Origin of the sequence: Parabacteroides sp. AF19-14, from assembly GCF_003635485.1 — a bacterium.
Taxonomy (GTDB): domain Bacteria; phylum Bacteroidota; class Bacteroidia; order Bacteroidales; family Tannerellaceae; genus Parabacteroides; species Parabacteroides distasonis.
In genome coordinates this window covers 19,510-35,541 of record NZ_QTMJ01000015.1, presented here as the reverse complement: position 1 = coordinate 35,541, position 16,032 = coordinate 19,510, and the positions used below count along the sequence as shown (strand labels likewise).

At 44.2% G+C, this 16,032-nt stretch carries 17 protein-coding genes and 1 tRNA gene; 14 read left to right on the top strand and 4 right to left on the bottom strand.

Going from position 1 to position 16,032, the window contains the following annotated elements; translation table 11 throughout:
- Positions 1 to 319 precede the first annotated feature (319 nt).
- The 8 genes from DWX33_RS14995 to DWX33_RS14960 all read left to right on the top strand — a co-directional run bounded on the left by DWX33_RS14995 (position 320) and on the right by DWX33_RS14960 (position 6,317).
- Positions 320 to 393 (top strand) — tRNA-Thr (locus tag DWX33_RS14995).
- Between the two features lie 126 nt (positions 394 to 519).
- Positions 520 to 1,050, top strand: coding sequence for a DUF4199 domain-containing protein (locus tag DWX33_RS14990; RefSeq protein WP_005865810.1), 531 nt, complete (start codon positions 520 to 522; stop codon positions 1,048 to 1,050).
- 21 nt (positions 1,051 to 1,071) lie between these two features.
- Entirely contained in the window at positions 1,072 to 2,022 is a 951-nt protein-coding gene (locus tag DWX33_RS14985) for a glycosyltransferase family 2 protein (protein ID WP_005865808.1), read from the top strand.
- Positions 2,019 to 2,540 (top strand): nitroreductase family protein, encoded by a 522-nt coding sequence (locus DWX33_RS14980; protein ID WP_005865806.1) that lies wholly within the window; start codon positions 2,019 to 2,021, stop codon positions 2,538 to 2,540. Before DWX33_RS14985 ends, DWX33_RS14980 begins: the two co-directional genes overlap by 4 nt.
- 1 nt (position 2,541) lies before the next feature.
- Positions 2,542 to 3,108, top strand: coding sequence for a manganese efflux pump MntP family protein (locus DWX33_RS14975; protein WP_008774127.1), 567 nt, complete (start codon positions 2,542 to 2,544; stop codon positions 3,106 to 3,108).
- Positions 3,109 to 3,152: 44 nt separating this feature from the next.
- On the top strand, positions 3,153 to 4,877 hold the full coding sequence (gene ilvD, locus DWX33_RS14970; RefSeq protein ID WP_005865802.1) for a dihydroxy-acid dehydratase: 1,725 nt from the start codon (positions 3,153 to 3,155) through the stop codon (positions 4,875 to 4,877).
- 22 nt (positions 4,878 to 4,899) lie between these two features.
- Positions 4,900 to 5,931 (top strand): FAD:protein FMN transferase, encoded by a 1,032-nt coding sequence (locus DWX33_RS14965; RefSeq protein ID WP_122380615.1) that lies wholly within the window; start codon positions 4,900 to 4,902, stop codon positions 5,929 to 5,931.
- 8 nt (positions 5,932 to 5,939) lie between these two features.
- Positions 5,940 to 6,317, top strand: coding sequence for a hypothetical protein (locus DWX33_RS14960; RefSeq protein ID WP_005865798.1), 378 nt, complete (start codon positions 5,940 to 5,942; stop codon positions 6,315 to 6,317).
- Positions 6,318 to 6,319: 2 nt separating this feature from the next.
- On the opposite strand, the gene DWX33_RS14955 is transcribed toward DWX33_RS14960, so the two are convergent.
- From DWX33_RS14955 to DWX33_RS14940, 4 genes are read right to left on the bottom strand one after another with little or no spacing between them, the layout of a single operon-like run.
- The gene (locus DWX33_RS14955) at positions 6,320 to 6,901 is read right to left on the bottom strand and encodes a Maf-like protein (RefSeq protein WP_008774130.1); all 582 of its coding nucleotides are present in this window, start codon (positions 6,899 to 6,901) and stop codon (positions 6,320 to 6,322) included.
- A 37-nt stretch (positions 6,902 to 6,938) separates the two neighbouring features.
- On the bottom strand, positions 6,939 to 7,460 hold the full coding sequence (locus DWX33_RS14950) for an HAD family hydrolase (RefSeq protein WP_005865795.1): 522 nt from the start codon (positions 7,458 to 7,460) through the stop codon (positions 6,939 to 6,941).
- Positions 7,453 to 8,220 carry a Rossmann-like and DUF2520 domain-containing protein gene (locus DWX33_RS14945; protein WP_022192879.1) on the bottom strand — a complete coding sequence of 256 codons (768 nt, stop codon included), beginning with the start codon at positions 8,218 to 8,220 and terminating at the stop codon, positions 7,453 to 7,455. Before DWX33_RS14945 ends, DWX33_RS14950 begins: the two co-directional genes overlap by 8 nt.
- Positions 8,217 to 8,777 (bottom strand): nitroreductase family protein, encoded by a 561-nt coding sequence (locus tag DWX33_RS14940; protein ID WP_005861528.1) that lies wholly within the window; start codon positions 8,775 to 8,777, stop codon positions 8,217 to 8,219. Before DWX33_RS14940 ends, DWX33_RS14945 begins: the two co-directional genes overlap by 4 nt.
- Positions 8,778 to 8,898: 121 nt before the next feature.
- Between DWX33_RS14940 and DWX33_RS14935 the strand changes: the two genes are divergently transcribed.
- From DWX33_RS14935 to DWX33_RS14910, 6 genes are all read left to right on the top strand, one after another.
- Positions 8,899 to 11,310 carry a TonB-dependent receptor gene (locus tag DWX33_RS14935; protein ID WP_122380614.1) on the top strand — a complete coding sequence of 804 codons (2,412 nt, stop codon included), beginning with the start codon at positions 8,899 to 8,901 and terminating at the stop codon, positions 11,308 to 11,310.
- Between the two features lie 128 nt (positions 11,311 to 11,438).
- Positions 11,439 to 11,849: a methylmalonyl-CoA epimerase gene (gene mce, locus DWX33_RS14930; RefSeq protein ID WP_005861524.1), complete on the top strand. Its 411-nt coding sequence runs from the start codon at positions 11,439 to 11,441 to the stop codon at positions 11,847 to 11,849.
- 36 nt (positions 11,850 to 11,885) lie between these two features.
- Positions 11,886 to 13,439: an acyl-CoA carboxylase subunit beta gene (locus DWX33_RS14925; protein ID WP_005861522.1), complete on the top strand. Its 1,554-nt coding sequence runs from the start codon at positions 11,886 to 11,888 to the stop codon at positions 13,437 to 13,439.
- Positions 13,440 to 13,460: 21 nt separating this feature from the next.
- The gene (locus DWX33_RS14920; protein WP_008774132.1) at positions 13,461 to 14,354 is read left to right on the top strand and encodes an OadG family transporter subunit; all 894 of its coding nucleotides are present in this window, start codon (positions 13,461 to 13,463) and stop codon (positions 14,352 to 14,354) included.
- A gap of 23 nt (positions 14,355 to 14,377) precedes the next feature.
- The gene (locus DWX33_RS14915) at positions 14,378 to 14,809 is read left to right on the top strand and encodes a biotin/lipoyl-containing protein (RefSeq protein ID WP_008774133.1); all 432 of its coding nucleotides are present in this window, start codon (positions 14,378 to 14,380) and stop codon (positions 14,807 to 14,809) included.
- A gap of 4 nt (positions 14,810 to 14,813) precedes the next feature.
- Positions 14,814 to 15,974 (top strand): sodium ion-translocating decarboxylase subunit beta, encoded by a 1,161-nt coding sequence (locus DWX33_RS14910; RefSeq protein ID WP_008774134.1) that lies wholly within the window; start codon positions 14,814 to 14,816, stop codon positions 15,972 to 15,974.
- Positions 15,975 to 16,032 lie beyond the last annotated feature (58 nt).

The following is a 16,032-nucleotide window of genomic DNA, read 5'->3' as shown; positions in this document are numbered from 1 at the left end:
TACTTTTTCTTCACGGTGAAAATACTTTTTCTTCATGATGAAAATGTTTTTTCCTCACAATGAAAAAATCAACATTCTTTGATAAACCATCGGCCACAACACATAAAACATTCTTTAACACTACCAAAAGCATAAGGTTTTCAATTCTTTATAAACAATTATCATCCCAAGAGTAAGAAAACGCTTGCAAAGTAAAAAATAATATCTACTTTTGCACCCGGGTAAGTCCTACACGGCATGCTCCCTCGGAATCCCCCAGGGCTTGACCGCAGCAAGGGTACTTGGTTGTAGCGGCGCGATGTAGTAAGCTTACCCACCTGCCTCTTTAGCTCAGTTGGCCAGAGCACGTGATTTGTAATCTCGGGGTCGTTGGTTCGAATCCGACAAGAGGCTCAGATAAAACACAACTTAAAAGGAAGCTTATACGTAGGCTTCCTTTTTTCTATTTTAGACATAATATAGTTGCGCATTTGCATTAATATATTAACTTTGCTGATAAGAATTCAAAACAGCAACATCATGGAAGAGAATAAGAATTTACTTTTAAAAGGCGCTATGACTTATGGTTTGGCCATGGGTATATATTGGGTAGTGAAATACATCTTTTTCATCTTCAGCGTTTCAGTCCCCTCCTTGAGTCTTGTCTATTGGCTATTGACGCTCGCCGTCCCTTTCATCGCCTACTACATGACGAAAAGATATCGGCACGACATCGGTGGAAGGATCAGTTTCTTTCATGCATGGAGATTCGGCACGATGTTGTATTTTTTCGCCGCATTGATCGTCTCGCTTGAATACTTTGTCTTTTATCAGTTCATCGCCCCACCTGATTTCGTGGCAAATGCGATCGGGCAATTAACGACTGCATTAAAAGATAGCCAAGTTAACTCGGATATGCTCGACTCGCTCAGCAATATTCGCATCTCGCCAATCCATATGGCCATACAAGGAATATTTAATAACGTATTTTACGGCATCATACTTTCTATACCGGTAGCGGCTCTCTTGTGCAGGAACAATTCGACTGGTTCCATCACTGAAAACCGCTAAAAAGTTAATTACAGACAAATAATGGACATATCAGTTGTTATCCCGTTGTATAACGAAGCCGAGTCTTTACCCGAGTTATTCTCGTGGATAGAGCGGGTGATGAAAGAACATAATTATACCTACGAAGTCATTTTCGTGAATGACGGTAGTACGGATAATTCTTGGGAAGTGATCGAGGAGTTGAAACAACGTTCTCCACATATCCGGGGAATCAAGTTCCGTCGCAACTACGGCAAGTCGCCGGGATTGCACTGCGGATTCCAGCGGGCTAAAGGTGACGTAGTCATTACCATGGACGCCGATCTACAGGACAGCCCGGATGAGATACCCGAACTTTACCGGATGATCACCGAAGACGGGTACGATCTGGTATCCGGTTGGAAAAAGAAAAGATATGACCCGTTGTCTAAGACGATCCCCACGAAATTATTCAACGCGACAGCTCGTAAATTCTCGGGAATAAAGAACTTACACGATTTCAATTGCGGATTGAAAGCGTATAAGAATGTTGTCATTAAAAATATAGAGGTGTATAACGATATGCACCGTTACATACCTTATTTAGCTAAGATTGCCGGATTTCACAAGATTGGCGAGAAAGTAGTGAAACATCAAGCCCGCAAGTACGGAACTACTAAATTCGGGTTGGATCGCTTCGTGAACGGTTATCTTGATTTGATCACGCTTTGGTTTACTTCCAAATTCGGAAAGAAACCGATGCACTTCTTCGGTTTATGGGGAAGCGCTATGTTCTTCATTGGTTTTATCGCTCTAGTAATCGTACTCAGCATGAAATTGATCTCGATGTACTCTGGAGATCTAAGACCTTTGGTTACAAGTTCCCCTTATTTCTATATTTCATTGACAGCGATGATTCTGGGAACCCAGATGTTCCTAGCGGGCTTTATCGGGGAGTTGATTTCCCGCAATTCTCCGAATCGCAATAACTATAAAATAGAGGATGAGATATGAGTTTCCTAGAATTAGCGAGAAAACGTTGCTCTATCCGAAAGTATGCCCCCAAAAACGTAGAGCAAGAAAAGATTGATTATATCCTAGAAGCAGCTCGTTTGGCCCCTTCGGCGGTAAATTATCAACCTTGGTATTTTGTATGGGTTCAAAGTGCGGAAGGAAAAGCTAAATTACAAGAATGCTATCCCCGGGAATGGTTCAAGCAAGCGCCTTATTACTTGATCGTTTGCGGAGATCATCAGCAATCTTGGAAACGGGGCGATCATAAGGATCATATGGATATCGATACGGCTATCGCCACGGAACACATTTGTTTAGCCGCTGCCGAACAAGGATTGGGTACTTGTTGGGTTTGCAATTTCGACACGGAGCTTTGCCGTAAACATTTTAAAATTCCGGAAACGATCGAGCCTGTTGTATTGATACCGTTCGGCTATCCTTCCGATCCGGCATTATTCGATGAGACTCCAAAGAAACGTAAGCCCATAGAAGAAATTATTAAACGGGAATCATTCTAGTATGTTATACATTGAAGTTCTGCTACTAGCGATCGGCTTATCCATGGATAGCCTAGCAGTATCAGTTACCGGCGGCGCAGTTCTTAAGAACAACTGCACCGCCGGTAATATTATAAAGATAGCGAGCGTGCTCGGTATATTCCAAGCCGGAATGACCGTGATCGGTTATACGATGGGATTAGGATTCGAAAAATACATTTGCGCCTTCGACCATTGGATCGCATTTACCCTCTTGCTTTACTTAGGTGGAAAAATGATATACGATAGCACGAAGGAAGAGGAGGAAGACGGGAAATTCGATCCTCTATGTAACCGGACATTATGCGGATTGGGAATAGCGACAAGTATCGATGCCCTCGCCGTAGGAATCTCTCTGGCGATCTTAAAATCACCGCTCTTGCTGCAAGCCTCGACTATCGGTGTTGTCACCTTCGCTATCTCTGCCTTCGGCGTCTATTTCGGTAACCGATTCGGCAAGAGAATCGACTTGAAGCTGGACCTCATCGGAGGTTTAATCTTAATCGGTATCGGTACAAAGATTTTGATAGAGCATGTATTCTTTAGCTAGGGATACCTTATTGAATAAATAACCTTATACATTAATTAATAGACATGAAAAGCCAGCAATTACGAAAACTAGCGCCGGAGCTGGATTCACTCCGGCTAGGCAGCGGTTGGAAAATCGACGAATTGAGTAAACCGCAAATCATTGTAGAAAGCAGTTACGGACATAGCCATCCGGGAAGCGCCCATCTGGATAAATTGGTGGACGAGGCCGGAATCGGTATAAAGGAAAAGGGGGGACGTGCCGCAAACTACTTCGTCACTGATATTTGTGATGGAGAGGCGCAGGGACACGATGGTATGAACTACTCATTAGTCTCCCGTGATATCATGGCCGCCATGATGGAGATTCATGTAAAAGCGACTCCTTTCGACGCTGGTGTCTTTATAGCCAGTTGCGACAAATCCGTCCCTGCGCATTTGATGGCGATAGCCCGGCTAGATATGCCTGCTATATTCATGCCTGGTGGTATAATGAAAGCCGGTCCCAACCTACTCACGTTAGAACAAATCGGTACCTATAGCGCCCAGTACGAGCGAAAAGAAATAACGGAAGAACAATTCATGGTTTATAAGCGTGACGCATGTCCGGATTGTGGAGCTTGCTCTTTCATGGGTACCGCCTCTACAATGCAAGTAATGGCAGAAGCGCTTGGCATCGCTTTACCGGGCTCCGCCTTGATCCCCGCCCATTTACCCGAGTTAAAAGAAACCGCCCGTAAAGCCGGAGAACATGCACTCGGACTGGCGAAAGAAGAGTTAAAACCCTCCGATATCATGACGATACAAGCGTTTGAAAATGCGATCATGGTACATGCCGCCATAGCGGGTTCCAGCAACAGCCTGCTTCATCTTCCAGCTATCGCCCATGAACTGGGAATCCAGTTATCACCGGATTTGTTCGACAAGATACATCGTAAGATCCCCTACCTTTTAAATATACGTCCCAGCGGTTTTTGGCCCGGCGAATATTTCTGGTATGCGGGAGGCGTACCGGCGATCATGGAAGAAATCAAAGAATTCCTCCATCTCGACGTCATGACTGTTACCGGCAAAACATTGGAAGAAAACTTAAAAGATTTACAACTCAACGGCTTCTATGAGAATTGCCATAAATATCTTCCTGCCCTAGGAGTAAAGGTTGGCGATATTATCAAACCTTTTCATACACCGATCAAGGCACAAGGAGCCATCGCTATATTGAAAGGAAATTTAGCGCCCGAAGGGGCAGTCGTAAAACATTCGGCGATTTCACCCCGCTTGATGCAAGTCACCCTGAAAGCGAGGGTATTCGATTGTGAGGAGAACGCTATTGAGGCGGTATTACAAAAGAAAATCCATCCGGGAGAAGCGGTATTTATCCGTTATGAAGGACCGAAAGGAAGTGGAATGCCAGAAATGTTTTATACGACAGAAGCGATCGCCTCCGATCCTGAGTTGGTAGAGACCATCGCATTGATCACCGACGGTCGTTTCTCCGGAGCGACCCGAGGCCCGGCGATCGGACATGTATCCCCGGAGGCTTCCGAAGGGGGACCAATCGCCTTGGTCGAGAACGATGACTTGATCCGTATCGATATTCCAGCGAGAACATTGGATATAATCGGTACTGACAGTATTGAGAGAAGCGTGGAAGAGATAGAAAAGATCCTATCCGAAAGGCGTGCACATTGGATAAAACCAGAGTCACAATATAAAAAAGGAATCCTTGATATTTATACACACAATAGCGTCTCCCCCATGAAAGGGGCATATATGGAATTTTTTATGTAAGTTCGCGACATAAAATTTCATAATGATGCGCAAGAATATTACCATATTAGTCAGCCTGTTGATCTTATCGTTTACGGCTTGCTCGGACAAAGCCCAATATTTCGAAGAGAGTGGTTCTGTTTTTCATACAAGTTACCACATCAAATACAAGGCCAAGCAAATCCTAACCGATAAGATCGACAGCGAGCTGCAACGTTTTAACCTCTCCTTAAATCCTTTCAACCCCAACTCCACGATCGCGAAAGTCAATAATAACGAGGATGTGGAGGTAGACGAATGGTTTACCGAAGTATTCAATAAGGCGGAAGAAATCTCCCAAAAATCAGGAGGAGCTTTTGATATTACTTGTGCTCCATTAATTAATCTATGGGGATTCGGATTCAGTAAGATGGATAGCGTAACCCCGCAGATGATCGATAGCATAAAGGCTTTCGTCGGTTATCAAAAAGTAAGATTGGAAGGAAAGAAAATCATCAAAGAAGATCCCCGGATTCTATTGAATTGTTCGTCCATCGCAAAAGGTTATGCTTGCGATGTTATCGCCCGCCTGCTGGAAAAGGAAGGCGTAAAGAACTACATGGTAGAAATAGGTGGTGAGGTCACCATGAAAGGCATAAATCAACAAGGTGACTGTTGGCGAGTCGGCATCAACAAGCCGGAAATAGGGACAAGCGGCGTAACAAATGATGTTGAAGAGATCGTACAATTATGCCAAAAAGGAGGTGTGGCTACTTCTGGTGACTACCGAAACTTCTACATCAAGGATGGTAAGAAATATGCCCATACGATCAATCCGGCGACCGGTTATCCCGCTGGACAAAATATTCTTAGCGCGACAATCGTGGCAGAAGATTGTATGACAGCAGACGCTTACGCTACGACTTTCATGGTTTTGGGAGTCGAGAAAGCGAAGCTACTGGCACAATCCATCCCCCAAATAGAGTATTTCATTATTTATGCGGACAACAACGGACAACAGAAAGTCACCTACTCAAAAGGTATGTTGGAATACCTTCCTAACAGAAAAACATTGGCTATCCTCGAAAATCCTTAAGTTCCTACATGAAGCGTTATCTAAATCAACTTGAATGCAAAATACTGAGAGCCGGAGATTCCCTGTTTAATACCACAACCACGGATAACCTATTAATCTTCGTATTTTCGGGAAAACTTATTATTTACAGCCAAGAAGGGACACATATAGCGGAAGTGGCAAAAGATCATTTCATGCTACTTGCGCAAAACACCAATCATAAGGTTATAGCCTCAGCCCCTACCCGCCTTATCTTAATACATGCGGGCAGTCTATCCGACATGATCATAAATGACCCGGAATGGAATGTGGAGAAACCGGTCGTCTTACCGATTCCCCCAGCCTTAGCGCACACATTAAATCAGATAGAATATTATATGAAGGATAAATACTTTACCTTGAATTGAGATTAAAAATGTTTCAATTCCTGATAAAGCTTTTGCACAGGTAATCCCATCACGTTATAAAAGCTACCATTGATAGCCTCTACCCCGATATAACCGATCCACTCCTGAATGCCATACCCTCCCGCTTTATCATAAGGTTTATATTTATCCAAATAATAATTAATCTCTTCATCACCCAATTTTGCGAAACAAACCGCAGATTCGACGGAAAAGCCTACATTTTTGTCCTTCGTCATGATACAAACGCCGGTTATTACCTGATGTACATGATCCGACAAAGCATGAAGCATAGCATAAGCTTCCTCCCGGTTCGCAGGCTTCCCCATAACCCCGTCAAACGTCCAGACGATCGTGTCCGCCGTGATCAGCAATTCATCATCTGCCATAGTCGATTTATAGGCCTCCGCTTTCGAACGGGCAATATATAAAGGGATCTCCATGGAGTCAATAGAATCCGGGTAAGACTCGTCAATATCCGGAATTACCCTCACCTCGAAGTCGATATCCAGACCAGATAACAAATTCCGTCGTCTCGGAGAATTAGAGGCTAAGACGATCTTGTACTTTTTTAAATTCTCTAACATAACCTATTCGATTAAGCGTTACACATTCACCAAAATTTTACCACCCAAAAGCCTCCTCGCCGAACCAGTGTCCTTGCGCCCGCATCGTTTGCTCGATCACGTCCCTAGCTACGCCTTCGCCACCTCGCCGGGAGGATATATATTTCGCTATCTCCTTGATCTCCGGAGCCGCATCCGCAGGTGCCACCGGCAATCCGACTCGCGTCATTACCTCATAATCAGGAATATCATCACCCGCATACATGATTTGCTCAGGAGACAAGCCCGTTTTTTCCATGAAATCCTTAAAGTCATGCACCTTTACAGCGCTACGCATATAAATATGTTGTATTCCTAAACGAGAAAAGCGAATCTGTACGGCTTCCGTATATCCGCCCGTAATTATAGCGACCTCATAACCTTTCTTCACGGCCAATTGCAAGGCATAGCCATCCTTGATATTGACCGTACGCATCGGATCGCCATTCGGGTGAAGCGGAATCACATCGCAGGATAGCACCCCGTCTACATCAAAGACAAAAGCCTTTATTTTTCTCAAATCATAGTTTATACTACTCATGTCGAGCCTCCTTATGTATACTTCGGCTAATCAGCTCATATAGATTTCGCATATCCGGATCTTTAAGCATAGCCATATGTTTGTTTATCACATTCTCGTCATATCGTATAGCTGGTCCCGTTTGGGCTCGCGCCGGCGACATTACATGTACCTTAGCGGCTGTCTCGTCTATCAAAGGTAGCAAGACCTCTCCCGGTATTTGCTGTTCTTCCAAGATCTTTTCAGCTAGCGCATACATATGATTCGTAAAATTACAAGCGAAAACCGCCGCTAAATGTAAGTTCTTTCGCTTCTCGGAGGAGAGGAAACGGACATCACTGGAGAGCGCCCTAGCCACCTCTCCCAGCACCTTCTCATCTTCAGACGAGTTCGCCTCTAAAAAGAACGGTATTTTCTTGAAATCCACCTCCCTACTCTTACTAAACGTTTGTAACGGATAAACCACCCCATATCTAGCCGTAAGACCTTCAAATACAGAGATTGGCATACTCCCTGCCGTATGCACCCACAAACCGTTATTCGGTTTTACACGGGCGATAACATCTTGGAGCACGGCATCTTTCAAAGAGAAAACATACAAGTCGGCATCTTCCACAATATCTTCCGGGACAACAGTCCACCCACATCCCAATTCATCGGCTAAAATCTTAGCATGCTCACTTGTGTGACTATACACTTGCCCGATACTCATTCCGGACTTACGCATTTCCAACGAAAGCCGGGTAGCTAAGTTTCCGGCACCAACAAATACGACTCTCATTCTTCCGCCTCTTTATTTTCTTCCGGAAGAGAGAACTTTCCTATATGTATCTTCTCCCATTGTAAATGGGATTCATCAAAAGGCTTACGAACCTGATCCTTATAACCGATACCAATGATAGACAAGACATCCAATTGATAAGGGATATCCAGCAACGAACGAACATAATTATTCGAATCCGCCTCGTCCTCTGTTACCCGGTTCCGGATCTGACACCAGCAACTGCCCAATCCCAAATCCTCCGCTTGCAATTGCATATAAATAGAAGCGACCGAAGCGTCCTCGATCCAAACATCGCTTTCCATCACATTCGCCAAGACAACCACGGCCAAGGCACAACCCTCCAGAAAAGCAGAACCATTTTTCTTACACCCGGCAAGTTTCTTCAACATTTCCTTATCTTCCACGACCACGAACTGCCAAGGATTACTACGTTTTGAGGCCGGAGCCATCAACGCCGCTTTCAAGATCAGTTCTACCTGCTCGGGTGAAAGTAGTTGTTCGGTAAACTTACGTGTACTTCTTCTATTTTGTATAAGTGTTGCAAAACTCTCCATTTTTTTCGTTCTTTGTACTCTTTTAATATTAAGATTCGCAAATATAAATATAATTTTTTGCACCCATATATACGTATCGTTCTTTTTTCTCGTTAGTATTTTTATAATTGAACAATAGATTATGAAGATTCGTGCGATAGCCGCGCTGCTATTTATACTTATTTCCGTGAGTGCCTTTGGCGAAGGCCGCATAAAAATCACTGGTTATGTCCGTGACGCCGACGGTAACCCTCTGGAATTAGTGAATGTCCGGGTTAAAAACACGTTGATCGGCTCCATGACCAACGAGAAGGGATATTATTCCTTTTCCATATCGCCGGGGGATTCTATCTCCGTTATTTACTCTTGTCTGGGATATAATAAAGCTGAACGTATCATTCCTTCGGCACAAGCCGATATGCGCCTGAACGTACAGATGAACTATACCTCATTTGATTTAGGGGAAGTATCTGTTACTGCCATCCGCAAACAGACCACGACCATGGAGTCCCTAAATGCGGACAAAATCAAGTTATTGCCCGATCCCTCCGGAGGTAGTATAGAGAGCTTGGTCGTTACGTTTGCCGGAGTATCGTCCAATAACGAGTTAAGTTCCCAGTATTCCGTACGTGGAGGTAGTTATGATGAAAATATCGTTTATGTGAATGGGATCGAGGTATTCCGTCCGCTTCTGATTCGCTCGGGACAACAAGAGGGCCTTAGCTTTATCAATCCGGACCTGACAGAGGCGGTCAATTTCGCCGCCGGTGGCTTCGAGGCCCGTTACGGAGACAAGATGAGTTCCGTGCTGGATATTACCTATAAAAAGCCTAAGATATTCGAAGGCTCGGCTTCCGCGAGCTTGTTGGGTGCGAATGCTTATGTAGGCAGTTCTATCGGTAAATTTACCCAAGTAACGGGTTTCCGCTTTAAAAGCGGTCGGTCTATTTTGGGTACCATGGATACAGACGCAGAATACGACCCTAAATTTATCGATCTGCAAACTTACATCACGTACCAATTGGCCCCTAAATGGGAAATCAATTTCTTGGGAAACCTCGCTAACAATAATTATAAATTCACCCCTTATAGCCGGGAAACCTCTTTCGGTACAGCCGAGCATCCCAAGAACTTCAAAGTCTATTTCGACGGAAGGGAAAGAGACCGTTTCCAAACCTTATTCGGTGCGCTTACATTGAAACACAACCCCAATGAGAACACAGAGTTGGGACTTCAAGCCTCCGCTTTCAAAAGCAAGGAAGAAGAGGGATACGATATCGCCGGAGAATATTGGCTGAGCGAGAACGGAGCGGAAAATCCGGATGACGACGCGTCAGCCGCCATGTCCGTAGGCCGTTATCACGAGCACGCACGAAACCGTTTGAACTCCACCGTCATGAATGTCGGGCATTATGGGATGGCCCGCCTTTTAAACAATACGTTGAAATGGGGAGCCACGGTACAAATGGAGAAAATCAATGATAAGATCAGTGAATGGGAAAAAAGGGATTCCTCAGGTTATTCTTTGCCCCAAACCGGTAATAACGTAAGTGTATATTCGAACCTCTTTTCTGATAATCAGATAGAAAGCACACGCTTTTCCGCTTATGCGCAAGACGCGTTCAAATTCAGGACCAAGCAAGGTCTGTTCACGTTAGTCGCAGGAGTTAGAGGTAGTTATTGGACTTATAATAAGGAGTTCCTTTTCAGTCCCCGTGCCTCATTGGGCTTTATCCCGAACTTCGACCAAGACTTGACGCTCCGTTTCGCCACCGGACTGTATTATCAATCGCCCTTCTACAAGGAATTACGTAAAGTAGACAAAGACGAGAACGGCAATAATATCACGGTATTGAACAAAGATCTAAAGTCACAACGCTCCATCCATTTCATATTGGGAGGAGATTATACGTTCCGTGCCGTAGACCGGAATTTCAAGGTGACCGCCGAGATGTACTATAAAAAGCTGGACAATCTGAATCCCTACACCGTAGATAACGTCAAGATCCGCTATTACGGTGAGAACTGCGCCAAAGGTTACGCCATGGGACTCGATGTCAAATTCTTCGGAGAATTCGTACCGGGTACCGACTCATGGATCAGCTTCTCCTTGATGAAAGCCCAGCAAACCATCCGGGAAACAACGACCGTTCCTATGGCCAATAGCCAAGGCTACAACATCTCACTCTTCTTCCAAGATTATTTCCCGGGCTATAAACGAGTCAAGCTAAATCTGAAAGGAGTTCTATCCGGAGGACTTCCCCAGACAATCCCGGGCAAAGGATACGAAGCCGGCTATTTCCGTACGCCCGCCTACAAACGTGTAGATATCGGCCTCTCCTATCAATTGGCAGGAGGCACGGACGCTATCATGGACAGGGGCTTCTTCCGCCATTTGAAAAACATTTGGCTAGGTCTAGATGTATTTAACATATTAGACATCAAAAACGTTAGTTCCTACTATTGGATAACAGATGTATATAATGTCCAATACGCAGTTCCAAACTATCTGACCGGACGTCAATTGAACGTTCGTCTGATTGTCGATTTTTAATAAAATGTATCTTTAAACACATTTACTGGGAGATAAAAACAAAAAATTATTTCCTCATTCATAAAAAGTAGTGTACATTTGCACACAATAGAAACAAATATTTACTAAATCTTTAAATTATTATTGACATGGAACTTACACATATCGAACATTTAGGTATCGCAGTGAAGAGTATCGAGGCTTGTTTACCCTATTATGAAGGCGTTCTTGGATTAAAATGCTACAATATCGAAGTAGTAGCAGACCAAAAAGTAAAAACCGCATTTTTCAAGGTAGGACAGACTAAGATTGAATTACTAGAGCCGACCAGCGAAGATAGCACGATCGCAAAATTTATCGAGAAAAAAGGTGAAGGTATCCACCATATCGCATTCGCGGTACCTGATGTACAGGCAGCTTTGAACGAGGCTGAGGAAAAAGGCGTTAAATTAATCGATAAAGCTCCCCGTGGTGGCGCGGAAGGCTTGAACATCGCTTTCCTTCACCCGAAATCAACTTGCAGCGTATTGACAGAGCTTTGCATGCCGGGCAACAAATAATTAATCCGTTCATTTCTAACAACAAATCAAAATACAATGAGTAACCAGCTTGAAAAAGTAAAAGAGCTCATCGCACTTCGTGAGCAAGCTCGCTTGGGTGGAGGAGAGAAAAGAATCGAATCACAGCACAAAAAAGGCAAATATACCGCTCGTGAGCGTATCGCCATGTTGCTTGACGAAGGTAGTTTCGAGGAATTCGACATGTTTGTTCAACACCGTTGTACAAACTTCGGTATCGAGAAAACTAAATATTTAGGCGATGGTATCGTAACAGGTTATGGTACGATCGACGGACGTTTGGTATATATCTTCGCTCAAGATTTCACCGTATTCGGTGGAGCCTTGTCTGAGGCTTTGGCTATGAAGATCTGTAAAGTAATGGATCAAGCCATGAAGATGGGCGCTCCCGTTATCGGTTTGAACGACTCCGGTGGAGCTCGTATCCAAGAAGGAGTAAATGCCTTGGCAGGATACGCAGAGATTTTCCAACGTAACATCTTGGCTTCCGGTGTTGTTCCCCAGATTTCCGGTATCTTCGGCCCTTGCGCCGGTGGAGCCGTTTATTCTCCGGCTTTGACAGACTTCAACATCATGACACGTGGTACCAGCTATATGTTCTTGACTGGTCCGAAAGTCGTAAAAACCGTAACAGGTGAGGATGTAACCCAAGAGCAGTTGGGTGGAGCCAGCGTACACACTACCAAATCGGGTGTAGCCCATTTCGCTGTCGATACAGAAGAAGATGGTTTGCAATTGATCCGTAAACTGCTCAGTTTCTTACCTCAGAACAACTTAGAGGAAACGCCGTTAGTTGAGTGCAAAGACCCGATCGATCGTCTGGATGATGTATTGAACGATATCATTCCCGATAACGCCAACCAATCTTACGATATGTATGAGGTTATCGGTACGATCGTCGATAACAACGAGTTCCTAGAGGTCCATGCGGACTACGCTAAGAATATCATCGTAGGTTTCGCTCGTTTCAACGGACAATCCGTCGGTATCGTAGCTAACCAGCCGAAGGTTATGGCAGGATGCTTGGATAGCAACGCATCTCGTAAAGCAGGTCGCTTCGTTCGTTTCTGCGACGCTTTCAATATTCCTTTGGTAACATTGGTTGACGTTCCGGGATTCCTTCCGGGTACAGGTCAGGAATACAACGGTGTAATCCTTCATGGCGCTAAATTGCTTTACGCTTATGGTGAGGCTACCGTTCCTAAGATTACCGTTACATTGCGTAAGTCTTACGGTGGAGCTTATTGCGTGATGAGTTCTAAACATTTACGTGGTGATATGAATTACGCATGGCCGACAGCCGAGATCGCCGTTATGGGCCCGAGCGGTGCCGTAGAGGTTATCTTCGCCAAGGAAGTAGCAGCCGCTGAAGATCCGAAAGCATGCGCAGCAGAGAAAGAAGCTGAATATAAGAAAGCATTCGCTAATCCTTATAACGCAGCTCAATACGGTTATATCGACGATGTTATCGAACCGCGTAACACTCGTTTCCGTATTATTCGTGCTTTGCAGCAATTGCAGACTAAGAAGTTAAGCAATCCTGCTAAGAAACATGATAACCTGCCTCTATAATCCGTAAAACAGGAGATGAATATGATAAATAAGAAAATAGGGGTATTGCTACTGTTAATGGTTCTCTTCAGTATGGGAGCCAAGGCACAGTTGACTACCTCCGTTAAATTAAATGAAGTGCTAGTTGTCAATGAAGATAACTTTGTTGATGACTATGGAAAACGCCATCCATGGTTTGAGTTATTTAATAACTCAGCAGGTACGGTGGATTTACGAGGATGCTTCTTAACGAACGATAAAAGTAATCCCAGAAAATATATGATCCCGAAGGGAGATGTACTTACCAAAGTTCCTCCCCGCCAGCATCTTCTTTTTTGGGCAGATGATCAGCCAACAAAAGGGACATTTCATGTAAACTTCACATTCGATCCAAACAAAGATAATTATCTAGCCTTATATGATTCAGATGGTACAACTTTGATCGACGAGGTGACAATCCCTGCCGGGCAAAAAGCAGATGTTAGTTACGGTCTGGATCTTGATGGAGTAGGAAATTGGAGTATCCTTGACAAAGTGACTCCTAGCACCAATAATCTGACGTTAGATTCGAATGCGAAACTTGAGAACTTCCAACGGAACGACCCATGGGGTATTGGTATGACCATAACAGCCATGGCAGTCGTATTCCTTGGCTTAATCATTTTGTATCTAGTATTCAAGCAGATCGGTAACGCAGCGATCAAAGCTAGCAAGCGTAACGCTCAAAAAGCCGCAGGAACAGGTGCTGCCGTATCAGCCAATATCGGTCAAGAATCAGGTGAAATTTTTGCCGCTATCGCTACCGCTCTTTATGAGATGAGCGATGACAACCACGATATCGAGAACACGGTATTGACTATCCACAAGGTTCAACGCAGCTATTCACCATGGAGTTCTAAGCTTTATTCTCTGCGTCAGACTCCAAATAAAAAGTAATCATCCTAAAATCCAATTGACGAATGAAAAGTTTTAAATATACCATTAACGGTAACACATATAAAGTACATATCAACTCAGTTGTAGATGATGTGGCAGAGGTAGAGGTAAACGGAACCCCTTATAACGTAAAAATGGAGAAACCTGCGAAAAAACAAATGGTTACATTGAAACGTCCGGCTCAAGCTCCGACCAATGCCAGCGGTGAACCTGTTATCACCCGTCAAGCAGCTCCAAGTGTAGCCGGCGCTGTTAAATCTCCGCTGCCAGGTGTAATTTTAAGTGTAGACTGTAAAGTCGGCGATACAGTTAAGAGAGGCCAAAAGATCTTGGTATTGGAAGCCATGAAGATGGAAAACAACATCAATGCCGATCGTGACGGTAAAATTGTAGAAATTAAAGTAAACAAAGGCGACTCTGTATTGGAAGGTGCAGATCTCGTTGTAATCGGTTAATGATATGCAAGAAAGTTTCTTACAATTCCTAGGAGAAAATATCCAAATATTTCTCTCCTATACAGGATTTGCGAACGCGACTCCAGGGCATATCGTGATGCTATTGGTAGGTTTGCTGTTCATATTCCTAGCGATTAAATATGAATTCGAGCCAATGCTTCTGATCCCTATTGGTTTCGGTATCTTGATCGGAAATATCCCTTTCAAGGATGCCGGATTACAATTAGGTATATACGAAGAGGGTTCTGTATTGAACATTTTATACCAAGGAGTGAAACAAGGTTGGTATCCCCCCTTGATATTCCTCGGTATCGGTGCCATGACAGACTTCTCCGCTTTGATATCCAACCCTAAGTTAATGCTAGTCGGAGCTGCCGCCCAATTTGGTATTTTCGGTGCTTATATCATTGCATTGCAAATGGGATTTGACCCAAGCCAAGCCGGTGCTATCGGTATTATCGGAGGAGCTGATGGTCCAACTGCAATCTTCTTGTCATCCAAGTTAGCTCCTAACTTGATGGGTGCTATCGCTGTATCCGCATACTCATATATGGCATTGGTTCCTATTATCCAGCCACCGTTTATGAGATTGCTTACAACGAAGAAAGAACGTGTGATACGTATGAAACCTCCAAGAGCCGTTTCACAGACGGAGAAAATCGTTTTCCCGATCGTTGGCTTGTTATTAACAGCCTTCTTGGTACCGTCTGGTTTGCCATTGTTAGGAATGTTGTTCTTCGGTAACTTGATCAAGGAAAGTGGTGTTACTCGCCGTTTGGCAGAGACAGCCCGCGGCCCGCTGATCGATGTTATCACGATCTTATTAGGCATCACGGTAGGTGCTTCTACACAAGCTACCCAGTTCTTAACATTGAACTCTATCAAGATTTTCGGTTTGGGTGCGTTGTCATTCGTTATCGCTACTTGTGCCGGTGTATTGTTCGTTAAGTTCTTTAACCTGTTCCTGAAAGAAGGCAACAAGATCAATCCGTTGATCGGTAACTCCGGTGTATCCGCCGTACCTGACGCTGCCCGTATTTCCCAGAACGTAGGTTTGGAATACGATCCAAGTAACTACTTATTGATGCACGCTATGGGTCCGAACGTAGCAGGTGTAATCGGTTCCGCTGTAGCTGCCGGTATCTTGCTAGGATTCCTTGGTTAATAAAACAACTATCTATATTAAAAAAGGCGAGGTCCGAAAGGATCCCGCCTTTTTATGT

Excerpts from the sequence above, each read along its gene's own strand:
- DWX33_RS14990 (WP_005865810.1), top strand. The coding sequence starts at position 520 with ATGGAAGAGAATAAGAATTTACTTTTAAAAGGCGCTATGACTTATGGT.
- DWX33_RS14985 (WP_005865808.1), top strand. The coding sequence starts at position 1,072 with ATGGACATATCAGTTGTTATCCCGTTGTATAACGAAGCCGAGTCTTTA.
- DWX33_RS14980 (WP_005865806.1), top strand. The coding sequence starts at position 2,019 with ATGAGTTTCCTAGAATTAGCGAGAAAACGTTGCTCTATCCGAAAGTAT.
- DWX33_RS14975 (WP_008774127.1), top strand. The coding sequence starts at position 2,542 with ATGTTATACATTGAAGTTCTGCTACTAGCGATCGGCTTATCCATGGAT.
- ilvD (WP_005865802.1), top strand. The coding sequence starts at position 3,153 with ATGAAAAGCCAGCAATTACGAAAACTAGCGCCGGAGCTGGATTCACTC.
- DWX33_RS14965 (WP_122380615.1), top strand. The coding sequence starts at position 4,900 with ATGATGCGCAAGAATATTACCATATTAGTCAGCCTGTTGATCTTATCG.
- DWX33_RS14960 (WP_005865798.1), top strand. The coding sequence starts at position 5,940 with ATGAAGCGTTATCTAAATCAACTTGAATGCAAAATACTGAGAGCCGGA.
- DWX33_RS14955 (WP_008774130.1), bottom strand. The coding sequence starts at position 6,901 with ATGTTAGAGAATTTAAAAAAGTACAAGATCGTCTTAGCCTCTAATTCT.
- DWX33_RS14950 (WP_005865795.1), bottom strand. The coding sequence starts at position 7,460 with ATGAGTAGTATAAACTATGATTTGAGAAAAATAAAGGCTTTTGTCTTT.
- DWX33_RS14945 (WP_022192879.1), bottom strand. The coding sequence starts at position 8,220 with ATGAGAGTCGTATTTGTTGGTGCCGGAAACTTAGCTACCCGGCTTTCG.
- DWX33_RS14940 (WP_005861528.1), bottom strand. The coding sequence starts at position 8,777 with ATGGAGAGTTTTGCAACACTTATACAAAATAGAAGAAGTACACGTAAG.
- DWX33_RS14935 (WP_122380614.1), top strand. The coding sequence starts at position 8,899 with ATGAAGATTCGTGCGATAGCCGCGCTGCTATTTATACTTATTTCCGTG.
- mce (WP_005861524.1), top strand. The coding sequence starts at position 11,439 with ATGGAACTTACACATATCGAACATTTAGGTATCGCAGTGAAGAGTATC.
- DWX33_RS14925 (WP_005861522.1), top strand. The coding sequence starts at position 11,886 with ATGAGTAACCAGCTTGAAAAAGTAAAAGAGCTCATCGCACTTCGTGAG.
- DWX33_RS14920 (WP_008774132.1), top strand. The coding sequence starts at position 13,461 with ATGATAAATAAGAAAATAGGGGTATTGCTACTGTTAATGGTTCTCTTC.
- DWX33_RS14915 (WP_008774133.1), top strand. The coding sequence starts at position 14,378 with ATGAAAAGTTTTAAATATACCATTAACGGTAACACATATAAAGTACAT.
- DWX33_RS14910 (WP_008774134.1), top strand. The coding sequence starts at position 14,814 with ATGCAAGAAAGTTTCTTACAATTCCTAGGAGAAAATATCCAAATATTT.